This window comes from Streptomyces sp. NPDC008238 (assembly GCF_042956445.1).
In the GTDB taxonomy this organism is placed as follows: Bacteria; Actinomycetota; Actinomycetes; order Streptomycetales; family Streptomycetaceae; genus Actinacidiphila.
This window is the reverse complement of sequence record NZ_JBIBGK010000005.1, coordinates 208518-224935: the sequence shown is the minus strand read 5'-3', so window position 1 is coordinate 224935 and position 16418 is coordinate 208518. Positions and strand designations below refer to the sequence as shown.

Here is a 16418-nt window from a genome sequence, read left to right as displayed (position 1 = left end):
CCTGGGTCACCCTGTCGCGCAGCGGCTGCGGAGGAGTTCCACACCCTCGCCTTCGAGTTCCTCGCAGTAGGCCGCGCGCCCCGTGGTGGCCATGATCAGCGCGAGGGTGGAGCCGGACACGAGCGGCCCGGAACCGGTCGTGAAGGGGCCGTCGTCCGCGACGAGCCTCAGGCCGCGGACGCGTCCCTTGCCGAGCACCACGAGGTCCGACCCCGGGAAGTACTCGGCCACCCGCGTGAGGACCTCGATCGGGTGCTCGTGACGGGCACCCAGTGGGCGCCGGATGTCCTGCCCGTGCACGACCGTCTCGCCCAGCATGGCGACGGCGGGCAAGGGCGGCTTCGTGGTGCTGGGCACGACGCGCCGGAACCGCTCGAGGGTCTCCGCCGGGGACGCGCCCAACTGCTCCGCCAGCCGCACGGCCACCTGCTTGTCGAAGTCGAACCTGCACCGGATCACCCCCGCCATCCAGCGCACGGCGTTGAGGCTCGCGGACGCCGTGAGGTGCGCCAGCACCTCTCGCACCGTCAGACCCGCGCACAGCGACGGCGTCGCCCAGCGTTCGTCGGTCAGATCCCCGAGGTCGGCCGCCAGCGCCGCCCGCTCCGCGCGGATCAGCGGCCAGACCCCGCTGCCGTTGCCGCGCTCTGCTGTATCGGTCATCACGGAAGGTCTCCTGTCCCGGGGTGCTGCTCCACCTGCACGCGGCCCGTCCCGGACCGGCGTCCGGCACGAGGGCGTGCACAGGGGAAGACTCCCGCCCGGCAGCGAACTCATCGCCCCTGGCCCACGAATCCTCCGAGCCCCGACCCCGCCGCTCCCACCCGCGGAAATCCGGTGGCGGCCGGCATGCGGGAGCGGTGTTCAATGACCTCGTCGGATCCGTATCAGGGGTGGGAATGCCGAAGTCGAGAAGTTGGGTCATGCGTGCGGTGCCGGCGCTCTGCGCGGCTGTGGCGCTGGGCGCGTTGACGGGATGCGGGAGCGCCGGCGACGACGGCGCCGCCGTGAAGCCGGCAGCCGGCGACGGGAAGGCGGGCGGCGGCGGTTCCCGTCTGGTGAGTCAGCGCGAGGCCGAATCCTTTGCGCTTCACCGCGAGGACGTGCCGGGTTACACGATCCAGACGCTGGCGGGCCGCGGTGAGGACGCCCGGGTGCCGGTGCGTCTGTTCACGGGTGACATGCCCCGGGTCGAACCGGAGCAGTGCCAGCCCGGCTACGACAACACCCAGCAGGCCAGCGCCTACCGGCAGTACGCACGTACCGACGCCCTCGTGTCGGGCCACGGGGACTACGTCGAGGTGGCCCTGGTCGCCTACGCTGCGGGCGACGCGCACAAGGCGGTGGCCGACCTGAGGGCGGCGCTCGCCCGCTGCCGGTCGTTCGCCATGCCGCTCCAGGTCATGGAGGAGCACTTCGAGCACCCCCGGCTGCTGCCGGACCCGCACCTGGGTGACGAGGCCGTCGAGTACACCATCACGCAGAAGATCGACGGGGACGAGGGCGTGACCCGTGCCCCCTTCCGCCACCTCGTCGTGCGCAAGGGATCCGTCATCGCCTGGTTCATGGTGCACGGCTTCCCCGGCGACGATCCCCAGCTGCCCGCGAACGTCATCGCCACGCAGCTCGGGAAACTGCGCTGACACCAGCGGCACCGAGGCCGTCAGCGGTCGACGACCCAGTGCCCGTCCGCGGGCCACGACCCCGTGCGGACGATGTGCTCCACCAGCCTGAAGGCCTCGTCCACGGGCACGGTGTCCTGGTCCCGGTAGGTGTCGTGCTGCCCGCCGGAGAGAACGAACCCGTCGCTCGATCCGTCCGCTCCCGGATCCACCGCATGCTCGCCGGGATCGTCCTCGTCGCGGAGCAGCATCACCATGGCCCGCTCGGTGTTCGTCACGAAGGCCAGGGATCGTCCGGACGAACCGGTCAGCCACGTCTCGAGCAGTCCTCTGCCGACCCTCGCCCGCAGGATCTCCAGCACCGCCCCGGACGACACGGGGGCGGCGCTGCCGTCATCGATCACCCAGGACTCACTCACATGCCCGACGATCTCACGCCCGGGGCCACCGAGGTGCGGCCGGACGACGCCCGGGGGCGGGCCCGTTCCTCGGTGCGGCGAGCGGGGTGATTGACTGCCGGGAGCAGGCAATGTCGCCGGTCAGGCCGCGACGTAGGGTCGGCGCATATCTTCGGGGTTGGGGCAGGCGGGGGAGAACGCGTGGTACGGGCCGGCGACGCCGTGGGTGCGGCGGCTGCGGTCCTACCGGCCGGACAGGCGCGGCAGGCTGGTGTTGCGGCGCTGGCTGCGGGTGGTGCTGCTGCGCGTGTTCGCCGTCTGCGCGGTCGCCGCGGCGGTGGTTGTGCTGTCCACCGGCCAGGAGGAAAGGCTTTTCGTCGCCGCACTGCCCTTGGCCTGTGCGGCGTACTGCTGGCGCTGCTCCTTGATCCGTGTCGTGCTCCGTCCGGGCGAGATCGTCCGCTACTACGTCTTCCGCAATGTGGTCATTCCCGCGGGCGCTGTGCGTCGTCTGCACCGCGACTCCTGGCGCGGCGGGCTGGTCCTGGAGACGCATGCGGGCGAGGAGGTCGACTTCTGGTTCGACAGGTCGCTCTGGGATGTGCTGTACGACTTCTCGGCGGTGTGCGTGGACGCGATGACGGCGCATACGCGCCGGCCCGGAAGCAAGCAGCACGAGCCGTCCTCTGCCGCGCTGGTCCGCCGGTTCACCTGGACCCCGGTGGGTGATCTGCTCGCTCTGTCGGCCGTGGCATGCGTGGTTGCCGGGCTCGTCGCCCAGCCGTGAGCGGCTCAGGCGGTACGTGGACGGGATACGCACCGCGCGGCTGACGGCGCATGGCTTCTCCCTGCGTCCGGCGCCCGCCGCGGTTGGGTGATGTGTTCGGCAACGTGCCGGATCGAAGCCGGCCGCACCGTATCCACGCGCCCGGGCGGGCGGCTCCCGGCTCGCCGGCGCACGCCCTCCTCGGCCGCGCGGCGGAGCCGAAGAATTCCCGAGATTTGTCGGCGGGAGGTACATCTTTTTGCCCCTGCCGGATGTCCTAGGGGCTGGCGGCATCTTCGTGCCGTCAACCCATAGCGACATTTAGGGTATACATTTTGAAAACCGGCATAAAAATCACAACTCGTGTGGTAGCGGTGTCCATCACCGCGGGAGCGGTGGTGTCCGCGGGGGCGCTCACCGTCCCGGCCCAGGCAGCCACCCTGGCCGTGCCCACGATCGCCGCCAAGGGCGGCTACGTGATGAACAACGGGACCGGCAAGACCCTCTTCACGAAGGCCGCCGACACCCGTCGTCCCACGGGCTCCACCACCAAGATCATGACCGCCCGTGTCGTGCTCGCCCAGCCGCATCTGAATCTCGACGCCAAGGTCACGATCCAGAAGGCGTACAGCGACTACATCGTCTCCAAGGGCGCCTCCTCGGCACGCCTGATCGTCGGCGACAAGGTGACCGTCCGCCAGCTGCTGTACGGGTTGATGCTCCCGTCCGGCTGCGACGCGGCGTACGCCCTCGCCGACAAGTTCGGCACCGGCTCCACGCGGGCCGCTCGCGTCAAGTCCTTCATCGGCAAGATGAACTCGACGGCCAAGAGCCTGGGTCTGAAGAACACCCACTTCGACTCGTTCGACGGCATCAGCAACGGGTCGAACTACTCGACGCCCCGGGACCTGACCAAGCTCGCGAGCAGCGCGATGAAGTACTCCACCTTCCGCAGCGTCGTGAAGACGAAGTCGACGAAGCAGAAGGTGACCACGAAGAGCGGTGGCTACCGCACCATGTCGTGGACCAACACCAACACGCTGCTGGGCAGCTACTCGGGAACGATCGGGGTCAAGACCGGCTCCGGTTCGCTCGCCAAGTACTGCCTGGTGTTCGCCGCGACCCGGAACGGCAAGACGGTCATCGGTGCCGTTCTCGCCTCCTCCTCGGCGACCAGCCGCACCAGTGACGCCACGAAGCTGATGAACTACAGCTTCAAGAAGTAGGCGCGTCCGTCATGACGGAGGGCCTGCCCGCGACCGCACGGTCGGGGGCAGGCCCTTCGCCGTTGACCACCGCGGTTCGGTACGGGGCACCCGGGCCGCGGGCAGCCGCTACGGGCCCCGGCCGTCCCGTGACCCGGCTCCTCGTCAGCCTTCGGAAGCGGTCGGGAGCCAGCCCCGCTGCACGGCGCGCACGCCGGCCTCGAAACGACTGCGTGCGTCCAGGCGGTCCATCAGCTCGGAGGCGATCCGCCGGGCCGTACGGTGCGACACCCCGAGCCGCTTGGCGATCGCCTCGTCGGTGTGGCCCTCCGCCAGGAGCCGCACGGCGGTCGCCTGCTGACCGGTGAGCCCGTTCGGGTGCGTGGGGACGCTCTCGCCCAGCGGCTGGGCCGCCTCCCAGGTGGTCTCGAAGAGGGCGCACAGCGCGGTGAGCGTGCCCTGGCCGGTCAGCAGGACGGCACCCGCGGCGGTGTCGTCGCTGCTCACCGGGATCATGGCGGTCAGGCGGTCCATGATGATCATCCGGGTCGGCAGGGACGGGGCCGTGCGGATACGACCGCCCAGTCCGGCCAGCCAGGTGGCGTGCTCGACGGTCGGTCGGTGGGCGCGGACGCTGTCGAGGTAGATCGTGCGCATGCGAACCCCGCGGTCGAGCAGGTCCTGGTTGAGCGGCCGCGAAGCGGCCATGTTCTCCGCGGTCTGCGGGCCGCCCGGGGCGAACGTCAAGAACTCCTCGCGCACTTCGCGGGTGAGCACCGTCAGCCGGTCGCGTATGTGGTCCAGGCCCACCAGTTGCTCGACCCCGGGATGGCTGGTGGCCGGACGGAGCTCGGCGTACTCGGAGATGAGCTGGGCCGCGGCGGCGCGCGAGGCTTCGAGGCGTTGCTGCTGCGCCGCCAGCTGTGCCTGTTGCCGGCCCATCAGTATCTCCATGCCGACGTCCGGTGAGACGGCCCGGAGGCGGCCCACGTCCCCGGCGGCGGGGCGCACCAGCGCCAGCTCGCTCAGCGTGTCGAGGGCGTCGCCCACCTCCTCCCCTGAGAGCCCCACGCTGCGGGCGAGGGCCGCGACCCCGGCGGCCGGTTCTCTGAGCATGGCGCGGTAGACCTTCTCCGCGACGGAGTCGAGTCCGAGAACTGTCAGCATCCGCTTCCCCCCTGGTTTCCTGCACACAGCATCCCCTGTCCGACGGGGATCTTCGCAGAGGGGCGGGCGATCGTCACAGAGTCAGGACGGAACCGGCCACGGCCCCAACGGTCCAGTGCACAAGGGGACTTGTGCACGGCTTCGGTTGAGACTCTGGAGCGCATGTACCTGGTCCACGCGCACCTCGAACTGCCCTCCGACGAGGCACTGCCGCAGGACGTGAGGGCGTTGGTGCGGTCGGCGATCATCCCTGGCGACGGCGTCGAGCACGTTGCCGTGCACCCGACGTCCGCCGGCGAACTCACGCTCGGCTTCTACGTGCTGGCCGCCGGTCTCGACGAGGCGGAGGAACGGGCCCTGCGCGTCTGCCGCCGGCTGCTGCGCGACGTGGCGGAGCTGGCCGCGGCGCGGCTGACCGGCGTGGGGGTGCCACTGGTGCCGCTGGCCTTCGTGCCCCAGGCGGTGGACTGAACCGGCCCGGGTGGACGCATCGGTCCAAGGCCCTTTCCGTCCATCCCTGAACCCTTCTCACGGGCCTGAGCTGCGACGAACCTATTGCTCACCGGCCGGGCCGAGCGTCACCGCGGGACGCGAGGAACCGGGCCCGGCACCGCAACCCACCTCCGGAAGGAACGGAAACAGGCATGCTTCGCAACCGAATCGCCAAGGTCGCCGCGGTCTCCTCCCTCGTCGTCACCGCGGCTCTGGCCGCCCCGCTGGTCGCACCAGGCTCCGCGGCGGACGCGGTTCCGTCCTCCTCCGTCCTCGTTGCAGACGCCGGCTGGCAGGTCATCCCGGCCGACGCGGGCTGGCAGGTCACCCCGCAGGACGCCGGCTGGCAGTAGGCCGTCCGCCGCCGGCACCGCCGACCGACACCGCCTGACCCGCCACCACCACCTCGGGGGACTCCAGAAGTGAAGACCATCCGCACGACCATCCGCGACACCACCCGCAGGAACAGCCGGCGCATCGCGGGCCTGCTGACGGCCGGAGCCCTCGGCACCGCACTCCTCACCGTGACCGCGCCGAGCGCCGAAGCGGCCACCACCTGCTCGGGCGGGGTCAGCATCTACGGCGTGCTCGCCGACGGCCGAGTGACGTACAGCCAGATCAACCCGGCCACCGGTGACCTCGCCAAGGTCCTCGTCGGGCCCGACCTCGGCTTCGAGCCGAAGGCCATGGCGACCCTCAACTTCAACACGATCCTGGTGACGTCGACCTCCGGCGCGCTGTACCGCGTCGACATCAAGACCAACAACACCAGCCTCGCACTGCTGAACGCACCGGTGAGGATCGCCGACAGCGGCTGGACCCACGACAAGCTCACCTACGACGGTCACGGCCACCTCTACGGCACCACCGCCTCCGGCCTGCTGCTGCGCTACAACGTCACCGAGGACAAGCCCGCGGGCCCGCAGCACATCGGCGTGCGCACCGAGATCGACACCGGATTCGTCCTGAAGACGCTCACCGCCACCGGCGACGACCGCCTCGGCGCCACCACCACGGACGGACGGCTGCTCGACTACTCCGTCACGGGTGCGGGCTCGTGGAAGAGCAACACCCTCAAGTCCTCCGGCTGGTCCGGCTTCAACCAGCTCGTCTCGCCCGGCGCCGGCCTGTACTTCGGCCGCCTGTCCACCGGTGCGATGTACTGGTACAAGGACGCCGACCCGACCGACGGTTCCGGCTCCGACATCTCGTACCACCTCGACGACCCGGTCAACACCGGCGGCTGGACGCAGAGCCTGCTGTCCGCCCAGCCCGGCACCTATACCTGCACCACCAGCACGCAGACGGTCGACCGCAACGACATCGCCGAGGTCAAGGCCGCGGGCCGGCAGATGATGAACACCAAGGACGCCGCCTGGGCCACCTCCGCGCAGTGGGCCTGCCTGGAGACGCTCTGGGACCACGAGAGCGGCTGGCGCTGGAACGCGACGAACCCCTCCTCCGGTGCCTACGGCATCCCGCAGGCGCTGCCCGGGACCAAGATGGACGTCGCGGGCGACGACTGGAGGGACAACCCCCTGACCCAGATCAAGTGGGGTCTGAGCTACATCGACGGCCGCTACGGCTCCCCGTGCGGCGCGTGGAGCTTCTGGCAGGCGAACAACTGGTACTGACGCCACCGGACGTGCCATGGGCGGCGCCCCCTCGAACCGAGGGGGCGCCGCCCTTTCGGCGTGGGTCGGGTGACCGGGCCGTCAGCCCCTCCGACCGGCCGCGCTTCGGCACATGAGCCAGTAGACGAGCGCCGCAGGGGGCGAGACGCACAGCAGGACGATCAGCAGTCGGGAATCGACCATGGGGGTGTGTGCCGGGGGCTGTTCCGGCTCGCGGGGCAGGTCGTGCAAGAGGGCGTCGAGCTGCGCGCGGGTGCCCGCCTGACAGGCCGCGCCAACGCGTTCGTCGAGTTCGGGGAGGGTCAGCCGGCCGATCGCGTAGTGGTGTTGCAGTTGCGCCTGGGCCCGGTCGCGTTCGGCGTCCGAAGCGCGAAGGGCAGGGCCGGTGCTGTGTTCCTCGCTGTCGTGCATGGCGGCCTCTCAGTCGGGGGTGGCGGCATCCGGGGACGGGCGGTCCTGCAGGTCGACGACCGCGACGACGACACGCGTCCACACCCCGGGGGCGTCGCGGTCCCCGAAGCGGGCGGCGAGTCGCCCGATGTGGGCGCGGAGTTCCGCCAGGCCCTCGTCGGTCAGTCGCAGTGCGCCACGGTGCAGGTCGACCTCCCGGCGGGCACCGGCCTGCCGGGACCGGTGGGCGGCGTTGATGTCGGCCCGTGTGGCCTCCAGCATCGAGCCGAGGAACTCGGCCATCTCCTCCGGCCCCGCGGCGTCGCCGGGTGGTTCCGCGACCGCGGGGGTGTAGACCCGCTCGACCTTGCCGCGGGCCAGCGGGCGGTACTCGGCGATCTCGATGAGCCCGGCCCGTTCGAGCTGGTTGAGGTGGTAGTAGATCCGGTCGGCCGGAAGGCCGACGTGTACGGCGAGTTCGCGTGCGGACAGCGGTGTCTCCCACAGCGCCTCCAGGAGCCGGATGCGCAGCGGATCGGCGAGCGCCTTGTGTACACCGTGCCACCGCCGGCTCGATGGGCCGGAGTCCTGTGAGCTCATCGAGCCCCCCTCCTTCACTGCATCATTCTTCACTGGTTGGACAAATTTACAACCGCGCGTGGCGTACGACCGGTTGGCGCTGACGATGCCGATCGGGCAGGAAATCTTCTTCCAGGTCGAGGACGTGGCGAAGGCCCCGCCGATCCTCGGCGGGGCCTTCGCGAACGTATGGGGGTGGGGCGTCAGGCGATCTTCTTGTAGCGCAGGGCGACGTAGTTCGAGGCCGGGTGGCCGCCGATGTTGCCGCTGTAGACGTTGGCGGTGGAGTAGTTCATGTCCGTGGAGGTGCTGCCCTCGGCGTAGTAGTAGAAGGTGCCCTCGTCCTGGTTCTTCCAGCCCGCGAAGAGGACGGCGTGGTCGGAGAAGTCGTTCAGGGCGTCACCGGGCCTGAGGTCCGCCTTGCTGATCTGCGTGCTGACGTTGGGCAGGGTCTCGGTCGTCAGCGAGCTGGTGAGGTGCCAGGTCATGGAGACGAAGCCGGAGCAGTCGGTGCGGTACGTGTGGTCGCCGTCGACGTCCGTGGCGTAGGCGCTCTGGCTGTACTGGATGTTGCGGTTGTACCAGTCCTTGGCCCGGGCGATGACCTCGTTGCGGTAGATGGTGCCGCCCTGCACGGACTTCGGCGGGGCCGGCGCCACGTAGGCGCAGTTGTTGGCGTAGGCCGACAGCAGGCTCTCGGTCCAGCCGGACGCGTCCACCGGGTCGTCGGAGTGGTAGGCGATGTCGCTGCCGTCACCGTCGGTGGGGTCCACGTCGTGGTACCAGTACATGCCGCCGTTGGTCCGGCCGTAGTAGAGGCCCCCGCCGGGGGAGGAGAGCGAGTCCACGGCCGACCAGCCGCTCGACTTCAGGACGGAACTGTCCCAGTCGTTCACGCCGTTGATCTTGTAGCTGAGCAGCCGACCGTCCGCGGTCGAGGCGACGATCCGGTCGTCGCCCGCGGCGGCGAGCGTCTTGAGGACGAAGCCGGTGTCGATCACGACGTGCTGGCCTATGTGGGCCGACCCCGAGGGCTTGGCCTGCGACACCAGGTACTGGTGGAGCTGGCCTTCGACGGTCCCGTAGAGGTGACCGGCGCCGTCGTAGACCAGCTTGTCGAAGGTCCAGCCGCCGTCCCAGATCTTGACGACGCCCGCGAGCGTGAGGGATGTGTTGTTCGTCTGCACGTCGACCCGGTAGAGGTCGCCGGCGGTCGAGGTGACCAGGACCGTGTTGAAGTTGAGGGCCGCCATCGTCTTGGGCGTGAAGCCGAGGTTCGGGCCGATGAGCGTCTTGACGCGGTCGCCGGTGTTCGGCTCGATCTGCGTGTACGTCAGACGGCCGTCGGACAGCGTGCCGTACATCGACACGTCACCGGTGCACGACGCGGCGGCGGCCGCGGTTCCGGCGGTGGTGGCGACCAGGCCGAAGGACATCGCGCTGACGGCGACCACGGCGGCGGCGGTACGGCGGACGGCATGGCTCAGCTTCATGACTTCTCCTGCGGTGGGTGGTTCGGGCGGTGACGGCACACCCCTGGCCCGGACAGCTGCCCTGCAGGTGCAGCTGTGAGGGATGTCGGGGGTGTGACGCCCGGTGGCAGGAACCACTCTCGTCGCAGGTCACGCGGGTGGGAAGAGGAGCCGGATGGACGCAAGGGTCCTTGGCCTGTTGCGTCCTGACGGCCCTTTCGAGCCTCCGGGCGCCCGCCCGCACCGTGTGCTCGGCCGTGGTCGGGGTACGACGACACGACGCCGTGGCGCGGGAGTCGCGACACGGCGTCGTGCGGCTGTCGTGGTGTGGCCGCACCCGGGCGGGGAGACCCGGGTGCGGCCGGTGGGGCATCAGCAGGTGGCGTTCAGACCCGCCCAGTTCGCGCGGTCGTTGTAGCCGCCGTCGCCGGCGTCGCCGACCACGAGGTCGAGCACCCGGACGCCGGTCAGGTCGACGTCGGCGTCGCGGACGTCGTCGCGGTTCAGCACACCGCTGTCGAACAGCACCTTGCCGTCACCGATCACCTGGAAGGTCGAGGTGCCGCCTTCCGGGCCGACGTTGCGCACCGCGTCGTCGATGCCGACGGTCGTGGTGAGCCGGCTGCACTGGTCGCCGAGGTAGTAGCGGATGGTGGAGGGCGAGGCGACCCCGACGCCGGTCGGGTAGACCTTGCTGAGCATGCTGATCGGGGACCAGCCGCCGACGCTCAGGTCGACCGTGGGGCTCATCCAGCCGCTGGTGGCGCTGATCCACTGGTGGTGCGAGAGGGCGACGTCACCGTGCGGAGCCGCCGGTGCGACGACCAGCGCGGTGGATGTGTCCTGCCGCTGCCGTCCCTTACCGACCACCTCGTACGACGTCGCGGCGGTCAGCGTGGCGCTGCCCGGCGCCGCCGTCCCCGGCAGGGTGACCGTGAAGGCGAGGGTCGCGGAGTGGTTGGTGGCCAGCAGCAACGGCGCCTTGCCGACCGGACGGGCGGTCCACCCGGTGGGCACGGTCAGCTCGACACGCGGGGTCAGGACCGGCTGCGTGCCGTCGTTGCGGACGGTGACCTCGACCCGGGCCTGGTCGCCACCGGCGACCAGGGGAGCGCTTCCGGCCGGCACCGCGTCCGAACCGACCTGCGTGACCTGCGGCAGACCGGCGACGACGTGCGGAAGGCCGAGCTTGCCGGTGGCCCGGCCGACCCGGATCAGGGCCGCGCCGTGGGCCGGGACGGCGGCACTGATGGTGCCGGCGCTCTCGGTGACCTGGTTCGTCCAGGCGTTCTTCAGGGTGAACCGGTTGCCGGTGAGCCCGACCGACGACGCCTTCGTGGTGAGGGTCGCCGGGCTGTCGCCCCGGTTCAGCAGGACCACGGCGCGGTCACCGTTGGCCAGCCGCTTCACCCAGGTCTCCGTGGTGCCGGCGGGGCCGACACGCACGGCCTGGACGACGGCGGGGTCCTGGTTGATCGCGAGTACGTCGGGGTCGGAGAGAGTGCTGATCGAGGTCTTGCCCAGCTTGGTGACGTCGCTGCCGATGATCAGCGGGGCGGCCGCCACCGACCAGAGCGTCATCTGGGTACGGAACTCCTCGTCGGACATCCCGTGTTCGGGACCGAGGTAGTCAGGGTCGTTGAAGTGCCCGGGGCCCGCGGCCTCGGGGTGCCGCGCGTTCGCGTCGTAGTTGCGCAGCACGTCCTTGAACTTGATCTCGTCGACGAAGCCCACGTCGGTGTACGTCCGCCAGGACTGCGCGATCTTCGGCGCGTAGGACCAGGAGTACGTCGACTGCTGCTCCTCCGGGTAGTTGCCCCAGTCCGGGGAGGTCACCGGGTTGCAGAGGTTGAAGATCATGGGGCGCTTGGCGGCGTTGTTCCGCAGCGCCTGCGCGAACTCGGTGTAGACGGTCTTCGGGTCGAGGTCCGCCGCGATCCCGCAGAGGTAGTCCACCTTGACCGCGTCGAACTTCCACGCCGCGAACTGGTCGGCATCACGCTGGTAGTGACCCCCGCTGCCCAGCCCGCACTTGCCCGGGATGTACGGGCCGGCGTCGGTGTAGATGCCGGCCTTCAGGCCCTTGGAGTGGATGTAGTCGACGAGCGGCTGCAGCCCGTCCGGGAACTGGGCGGGGTTGGGCGTCAGGTCGCCGGCCGCGCTGCGCGGGGTGGGCGCCGCCCAGTTGCCGTCGATCCACACGTACTCGTAGCCGGCGTCGCGCAGGCCACTGCTGACCAGGAAGTCGGCCGTCGACCTGATCTCGGCGTCGGTCGGGTCGCCACCGAACGCGTAGTAGGTGTTCCAGCCCATGTACGGAGTCGGGCTCAGCACCTCGGCAGCTGCCGGTGCCTTCACGCCGGCGGTGGCGGTCGCCGGGGCCGCCTGGGCGGGCGCCTGGACGGCCAGCAGGCCGGTCGCGAGGGCGAGGAGAGCGGTGAGACGTCTTTTCACATCGGATCCTTCGCTGTCCGATCGCGCAGGCACGCGGACCCGTCCCGGTCGTGGGTCCGGTGCTGCCCCCGGGGAGGGGCGGCGGCCGGTTCCAGGACGGGTCCGTGGCCAGATGCCTGCGATCTTGTTGGCAGGATCCTGGAGCGGTTGAGGGCCGGTGTCAATAATAATTCCTAAATTAAGAGTTACTCCTCGGGTTGAGCGGGCTGCCTCGATGCCGTCTGTCACGAACCGCGCGCTTTGGCCCCCGACATGACACATGAGCGGCTACGCGGGATCCGTCCCGCGTCCGAGCAGCCTCCACGGAGCAGGTACCGGCCCTGAGCGCCGGGTGAACAAAGGCCCCGCGAGGGCGGTCTGCGCCCGGCGTCCGATGGGCCACATGGCACCGCCGCCGGCCTGCGGTCCTACCCGCGGATGCTGCCGATGAACTCCGGTGCCGCGATGCTGCCGGCACGTCGCACGACGACGAGGATCTTCCGGCCGTGCTTCCGGTCGATCACCGCGTCGTCGGTCTTCGTCGCGGTCGCCCCGGGCGCGAGGCTGCCCGCGAGAGGCGCGGCCCCGTTGCGGAACGTGCCAGGTGTGGCGATGGCCGCCTGTTCCTTGCGCTCATGACGAGCGTGGAGACCTCGCCCAGGTCGGCCGCCGTGTCGCCGTCGTTGGTGAACCGCAGCTTCGCCCGGAACTGATGGCTCCTCGGGTCGGCCGGACCCTCTTCGTCCGTGAAGTCGGTGAAGATCCGCGCCTCGGTCACCGTGACCTTCAGGCCGTCCGCCCAGGTGTAGTGTCGGCACCCGCGGCTACGGTCGGGGCGTGACTGATCTCGAGGTCGTGGCGCGTGCGCGCGTCGACGGCGGATGCCCTGTCGAGCGCCTGGTGTGCCACCCGCGCCTGCCACTGGTGGCCGGCCTGGACGAGGAGCGTCCGGCGGTCCACGTATGGAGCTGCGAAGGGGGCCGATTGCGCGAAGTCGGCTCTGTCGTCGCCGAGTCCGAGCGCTACGGGGACACCCGAGGCTGGGAACGCATCAAGCGGACGCCCGCACTGGCCTGGCATCAGGACGAGCCGCGGCTCGTGGTGGCGGGCAGGGAGTGCGGCGTGGTGGAGTGGACGCCTGCCGGGCTTTCCCCGGTGAACGGCGTTCCCCCGGCGGCCGCCTACCGCAGGGTGGCATTCAGCCCGGACGGCGGCACTCTGTGGGCTTCGCCGTCGTCAAGCGGCGCGGACGACGCCTGGGAGAGCTCGGACGTCATCGACATGGCATCGGGGACCGTCGGCTCGGGCCCGCGATGGGACACCGGCGTGGAACACCACCCGGGCGGCTCACTCGTGTCCACGCTGGCCAGCGACCAAGGCGCGACGTACGTCCTGTTCGCACGGGTCCATTCCGAGGCCGGGTCCGGTGCCATGCGTCGGCTGCGGCGGGCCCTGATCCTGGACGTCGACGGTTACGGGGCACCGCTGTTCAGCGCGGACGGCCGGCATTTCGCGATCCGCGGCAACGCCTACGGGAACACGCTCGAGGTGTTCGCGTTCCCCTCGCTGCAACGCGTCCTCGCGACGACCCTCGGCGAGCCGCGCCCCGATCATCCCTGTCCGCAGGAATGGCTCGATCAGAAGCGCGCCTGGTCGCGGCAGAACATCGCGTTCGCAGCCCGGCCCGGCGTGCTCTGGGTCGGGACCCCCACCGGGGCCCTGGTCGAGGTCGACGTCGAGACCCTGAGCGCGGTCGAGCACGACGACGTGGCCGGATCACCGGTGTCCGCGCTCGCCGCCACGGCGGCGGGAGAACTCGTCCTGGCGCGGGCCGACGGCGAACTCGTCCTCCTGTCCGTGCGGTCCGGCCCCGGGAACACCCTTGCCGCACACGACACTGCTGCGTCGGCCGTCGCGGAGTTCCTCGAGGCCACCTGCGACGTTCCCGACGGCGGCGACCTGGACGAGCACCTCGTCCTCACCGACGGAGACCGGACCTGGAACGCGGACGACCTGGCCGCGGTGGACACCGCCTCGGCACAGGATCCCACATGGCTCCGGCTCCGAGCGGCCATCAACCAAGCGGACAGCGAGCAGGCAAGAGGCTCGTACGACGGTGCCGGCTGACCGACCCCGGTCCGTCGTGATCGCGGATGCGATAGAAATGTGCTCCTGCGTCGGGACGCAGACCACGCACTCAGCCTCATCGGCACGGATCGGCACCCTACTTCGCTCCACGGGAGTCAACATGAGCAAGCGCCCCGGCCGGCCTGTGCGACGGCGACGGCTGTTCGTGGTGGCCGGCATCACGGCCGCACTGTGCGCCGGCATCACCACGGCAGCCGTCGTGACGTCCGGAGCGCAGGCAGAGGACGGGAACAGGGCCATGTGCGCTCACACGTTGACCGCCGGGGCAGACCTCAGCGAACCGCCCGTCGAGGTCACGAAGGACTTCGACGTACAGGACGCCACGCGTACCTGCGCGGCCACCTGGCTGCAGATGTGGCAGGGCACGCCGCAGCCGGCCCGGTTCGCGGCGTGCTACCTGCCGAACGCGCAGACCGATCGCGGTGTGTCCTCCGGATCCGACGGGCGTGCGCGGTTCGGCGCGCCCGTCGTCTATCCGGCGGACGGCTTCCCGACGGACGAGGCGGCCTGCGCGTCCATCGGCTCGAAACCTGTCGTGGGTGACTGAGGACGACCGGGACTGCCACGTGCCGGCGCGGTCCGGAGTTCCCTGCGGCTCCGCGGACGGCGCCGCGGGGACGTCACGGAAATGGGTGGCGGGCGGCTGTCGATCCGGGCAGGTCGTGTTCGACGTGATGGTGTGCGGCGCTCCGCCGTACGACGACGCGACAGGACCCGATGGGGAAGCACGTGCAACAACTGCTGAGAGTGATGAACTTCAACGTCTCGAGTGACGGCATCGGAGCCGGCGAGGAGCAGAGCCTGGACAGGCCGTTCGGCTGTGACCGTCCCGAGCGGCTGTTCGGCTGGGCCGGCGCGACGGCGAGCTGGCCGATGCGCACCGATCCCGGCGGGAGCCGGGGTCTGGACGACTACTTCACACGGGACTTCGCCCGCAATATCGGGGCCGAGATCATGGGCCGCAACAAGTTCGGGCCGCAACGGGGGGCCTGGCAGGACCACGAGTGGCGTGGCTGGTGGGGAGCGGAGCCGCCGTTCCGCACGCCGGTGTTCGTCATGACCCACCACACGCGTCCTTCGTTCACGCTCTCCGACACCACGTTCCACTTCGTCGACGGCGATCCGGCCACGGTTCTGGAACGGGCGCGCGAAGCGGCGCAGGGCAAGGACGTCCGGCTCGGCGGCGGGGTCACCACCGTCCGGCAGTTCCTGGACGCCGGCCTCGTCGACACCCTGCACGTGGCGGTCGCGCCCGTGGAGCTCGGGTCCGGGCTGCGGCTGTGGGAGTCGCCCGACGAACTGCTGGACCGCTTCCACCTGGAGGTCGTGCCCAGCGCGAGCGGCGTGCGGCACCACCTGTTCTGGCGCAGGTGACACGACGGGGGGCGTCCGCCCCGGCGGACGTCCCTCGCGCGGCCGAGCCGGTCCATCGGCGCAGCGCCGACGCCCAGCCGGCGCCAAAACCGGATGGCCGGCGCAAGCGTTCCGACGGAAAGCGCTGACCGTGACCGCGGGCGTCATCACCCCGCGGGCCCCGGGTTGCTGACGGCGGCGCGGCCGGTCCCCTCACAGAGAGAGGGCCGGCCGTGCCGGTACGGAAGCGGAGAGGGCGAGGCGGCGCGACGGTGCGGGACGCCTCCGCGCAGGTCGAGGGCGGCCGCGGCGGCCGTGATGGTCTTCCCGGAGCCGGTCGCGGACACCAGCGTGGCCCGTGCCCCCTCGGCGGGCACGGCCGACCGTTCCGGGAAGCCCACCCACGCGCGGATGCGCGCGGTCGCGTCCACCTGGTGTTCCCGGAGCTGCGTTCCTGGCATGAGCGAACCTCTCCTGCGGTTCCTGCGGTTCCTCGGTTCCTGCGGTCCCGCGGCCGCCGGATGGGCTGAGCGGGCACCAGCCGGCGGACAAATCGTCCCGCACGATGGGTGACGCCCTGGGGCGAGCCGATGCATCCGGGCAGGCCCAGCGTCGGAACCCGGTGCCCCGAGCGGCGCCGGCGGTGGCGGGTCCAGGGCGGTCACCCGATCGGCGGCCGCGATGCAACAGAAGTTGCCCTCCCACCTGGCGAAGAGCCGTCGTCCGATGACCATGGACGAAGGATTCAAGCCGGGCGCG

General features: G+C 70.7%; 17 protein-coding genes. 9 read left to right on the top strand and 8 right to left on the bottom strand.

Annotated features, from left to right (window positions below; genetic code table 11):
• Window positions 1–6: 6 nt before the first annotated feature.
• Entirely contained in the window at window positions 7–663 is a 657-nt protein-coding gene (locus ACFZAU_RS15190; RefSeq protein WP_500552516.1) for a maleylpyruvate isomerase family mycothiol-dependent enzyme, read from the bottom strand.
• 260 nt (window positions 664–923) lie between these two features.
• On the opposite strand from ACFZAU_RS15190, the gene ACFZAU_RS15185 reads away from it, so the two are divergent.
• On the top strand, window positions 924–1643 hold the full coding sequence (locus ACFZAU_RS15185) for a sensor domain-containing protein (protein ID WP_500552515.1): 720 nt from the start codon (window positions 924–926) through the stop codon (window positions 1641–1643).
• A 20-nt stretch (window positions 1644–1663) separates the two neighbouring features.
• On the opposite strand, the gene ACFZAU_RS15180 is transcribed toward ACFZAU_RS15185, so the two are convergent.
• Entirely contained in the window at window positions 1664–2041 is a 378-nt protein-coding gene (locus ACFZAU_RS15180) for a hypothetical protein (RefSeq protein ID WP_500552514.1), read from the bottom strand.
• A 157-nt stretch (window positions 2042–2198) separates the two neighbouring features.
• Here ACFZAU_RS15180 and ACFZAU_RS15175 point away from each other — a divergent pair, with 157 nt between their 5' ends.
• Entirely contained in the window at window positions 2199–2807 is a 609-nt protein-coding gene (locus ACFZAU_RS15175; RefSeq protein ID WP_500552513.1) for a hypothetical protein, read from the top strand.
• Between the two features lie 353 nt (window positions 2808–3160).
• Window positions 3161–4012 carry a D-alanyl-D-alanine carboxypeptidase family protein gene (locus ACFZAU_RS15170; protein WP_500552512.1) on the top strand — a complete coding sequence of 284 codons (852 nt, stop codon included), beginning with the start codon at window positions 3161–3163 and terminating at the stop codon, window positions 4010–4012.
• Window positions 4013–4156: 144 nt separating this feature from the next.
• Here ACFZAU_RS15170 and ACFZAU_RS15165 read toward each other — a convergent pair whose 3' ends face one another.
• Window positions 4157–5158, bottom strand: a complete 1002-nt coding sequence (locus ACFZAU_RS15165; protein WP_500552511.1) for a helix-turn-helix domain-containing protein — start codon at window positions 5156–5158, stop codon at window positions 4157–4159.
• 162 nt (window positions 5159–5320) lie between these two features.
• On the opposite strand from ACFZAU_RS15165, the gene ACFZAU_RS15160 reads away from it, so the two are divergent.
• The 3 genes from ACFZAU_RS15160 to ACFZAU_RS15150 all read left to right on the top strand — a co-directional run bounded on the left by ACFZAU_RS15160 (window position 5321) and on the right by ACFZAU_RS15150 (window position 7284).
• A complete protein-coding gene (locus tag ACFZAU_RS15160) occupies window positions 5321–5629 on the top strand; it encodes a hypothetical protein (RefSeq protein WP_500552510.1) in 309 nt (102 codons plus the stop codon).
• Between the two features lie 173 nt (window positions 5630–5802).
• Window positions 5803–6003 (top strand): hypothetical protein, encoded by a 201-nt coding sequence (locus ACFZAU_RS15155; RefSeq protein ID WP_500552509.1) that lies wholly within the window; start codon window positions 5803–5805, stop codon window positions 6001–6003.
• 69 nt (window positions 6004–6072) lie between these two features.
• A complete protein-coding gene (locus ACFZAU_RS15150) occupies window positions 6073–7284 on the top strand; it encodes an aggregation-promoting factor C-terminal-like domain-containing protein (protein ID WP_500552508.1) in 1212 nt (403 codons plus the stop codon).
• A gap of 81 nt (window positions 7285–7365) precedes the next feature.
• Here the strand turns inward: ACFZAU_RS15150 and ACFZAU_RS15145 are convergent, their stop codons facing one another.
• The 4 genes from ACFZAU_RS15145 to ACFZAU_RS15130 form a co-directional block, all read right to left on the bottom strand.
• Complete coding sequence (locus ACFZAU_RS15145; protein WP_500552507.1) at window positions 7366–7695, bottom strand: DUF1707 SHOCT-like domain-containing protein; 330 nt, start codon at window positions 7693–7695, stop codon at window positions 7366–7368.
• A gap of 9 nt (window positions 7696–7704) precedes the next feature.
• Window positions 7705–8274 carry a helix-turn-helix domain-containing protein gene (locus ACFZAU_RS15140; RefSeq protein ID WP_500552506.1) on the bottom strand — a complete coding sequence of 190 codons (570 nt, stop codon included), beginning with the start codon at window positions 8272–8274 and terminating at the stop codon, window positions 7705–7707.
• 182 nt (window positions 8275–8456) lie between these two features.
• On the bottom strand, window positions 8457–9746 hold the full coding sequence (locus ACFZAU_RS15135) for a tachylectin-related carbohydrate-binding protein (protein WP_500552505.1): 1290 nt from the start codon (window positions 9744–9746) through the stop codon (window positions 8457–8459).
• Between the two features lie 351 nt (window positions 9747–10097).
• On the bottom strand, window positions 10098–12179 hold the full coding sequence (locus ACFZAU_RS15130) for an NPCBM/NEW2 domain-containing protein (protein ID WP_500552504.1): 2082 nt from the start codon (window positions 12177–12179) through the stop codon (window positions 10098–10100).
• An 816-nt stretch (window positions 12180–12995) separates the two neighbouring features.
• Here ACFZAU_RS15130 and ACFZAU_RS15125 point away from each other — a divergent pair.
• The 3 genes from ACFZAU_RS15125 (at window position 12996) to ACFZAU_RS15115 (ending at window position 15680) form a co-directional block, all read left to right on the top strand.
• On the top strand, window positions 12996–14285 hold the full coding sequence (locus ACFZAU_RS15125; RefSeq protein ID WP_500552503.1) for a TolB-like translocation protein: 1290 nt from the start codon (window positions 12996–12998) through the stop codon (window positions 14283–14285).
• 166 nt (window positions 14286–14451) lie between these two features.
• Window positions 14452–14853 carry a hypothetical protein gene (locus ACFZAU_RS15120; RefSeq protein ID WP_500552502.1) on the top strand — a complete coding sequence of 134 codons (402 nt, stop codon included), beginning with the start codon at window positions 14452–14454 and terminating at the stop codon, window positions 14851–14853.
• 182 nt (window positions 14854–15035) lie between these two features.
• Window positions 15036–15680, top strand: coding sequence for a dihydrofolate reductase family protein (locus ACFZAU_RS15115; RefSeq protein ID WP_500552638.1), 645 nt, complete (start codon window positions 15036–15038; stop codon window positions 15678–15680).
• Between the two features lie 146 nt (window positions 15681–15826).
• Here the strand turns inward: ACFZAU_RS15115 and ACFZAU_RS15110 are convergent, their stop codons facing one another.
• Window positions 15827–16120 carry a DEAD/DEAH box helicase family protein gene (locus ACFZAU_RS15110; protein ID WP_500552501.1) on the bottom strand — a complete coding sequence of 98 codons (294 nt, stop codon included), beginning with the start codon at window positions 16118–16120 and terminating at the stop codon, window positions 15827–15829.
• Between the last annotated feature and the right edge of the window lie 298 nt (window positions 16121–16418).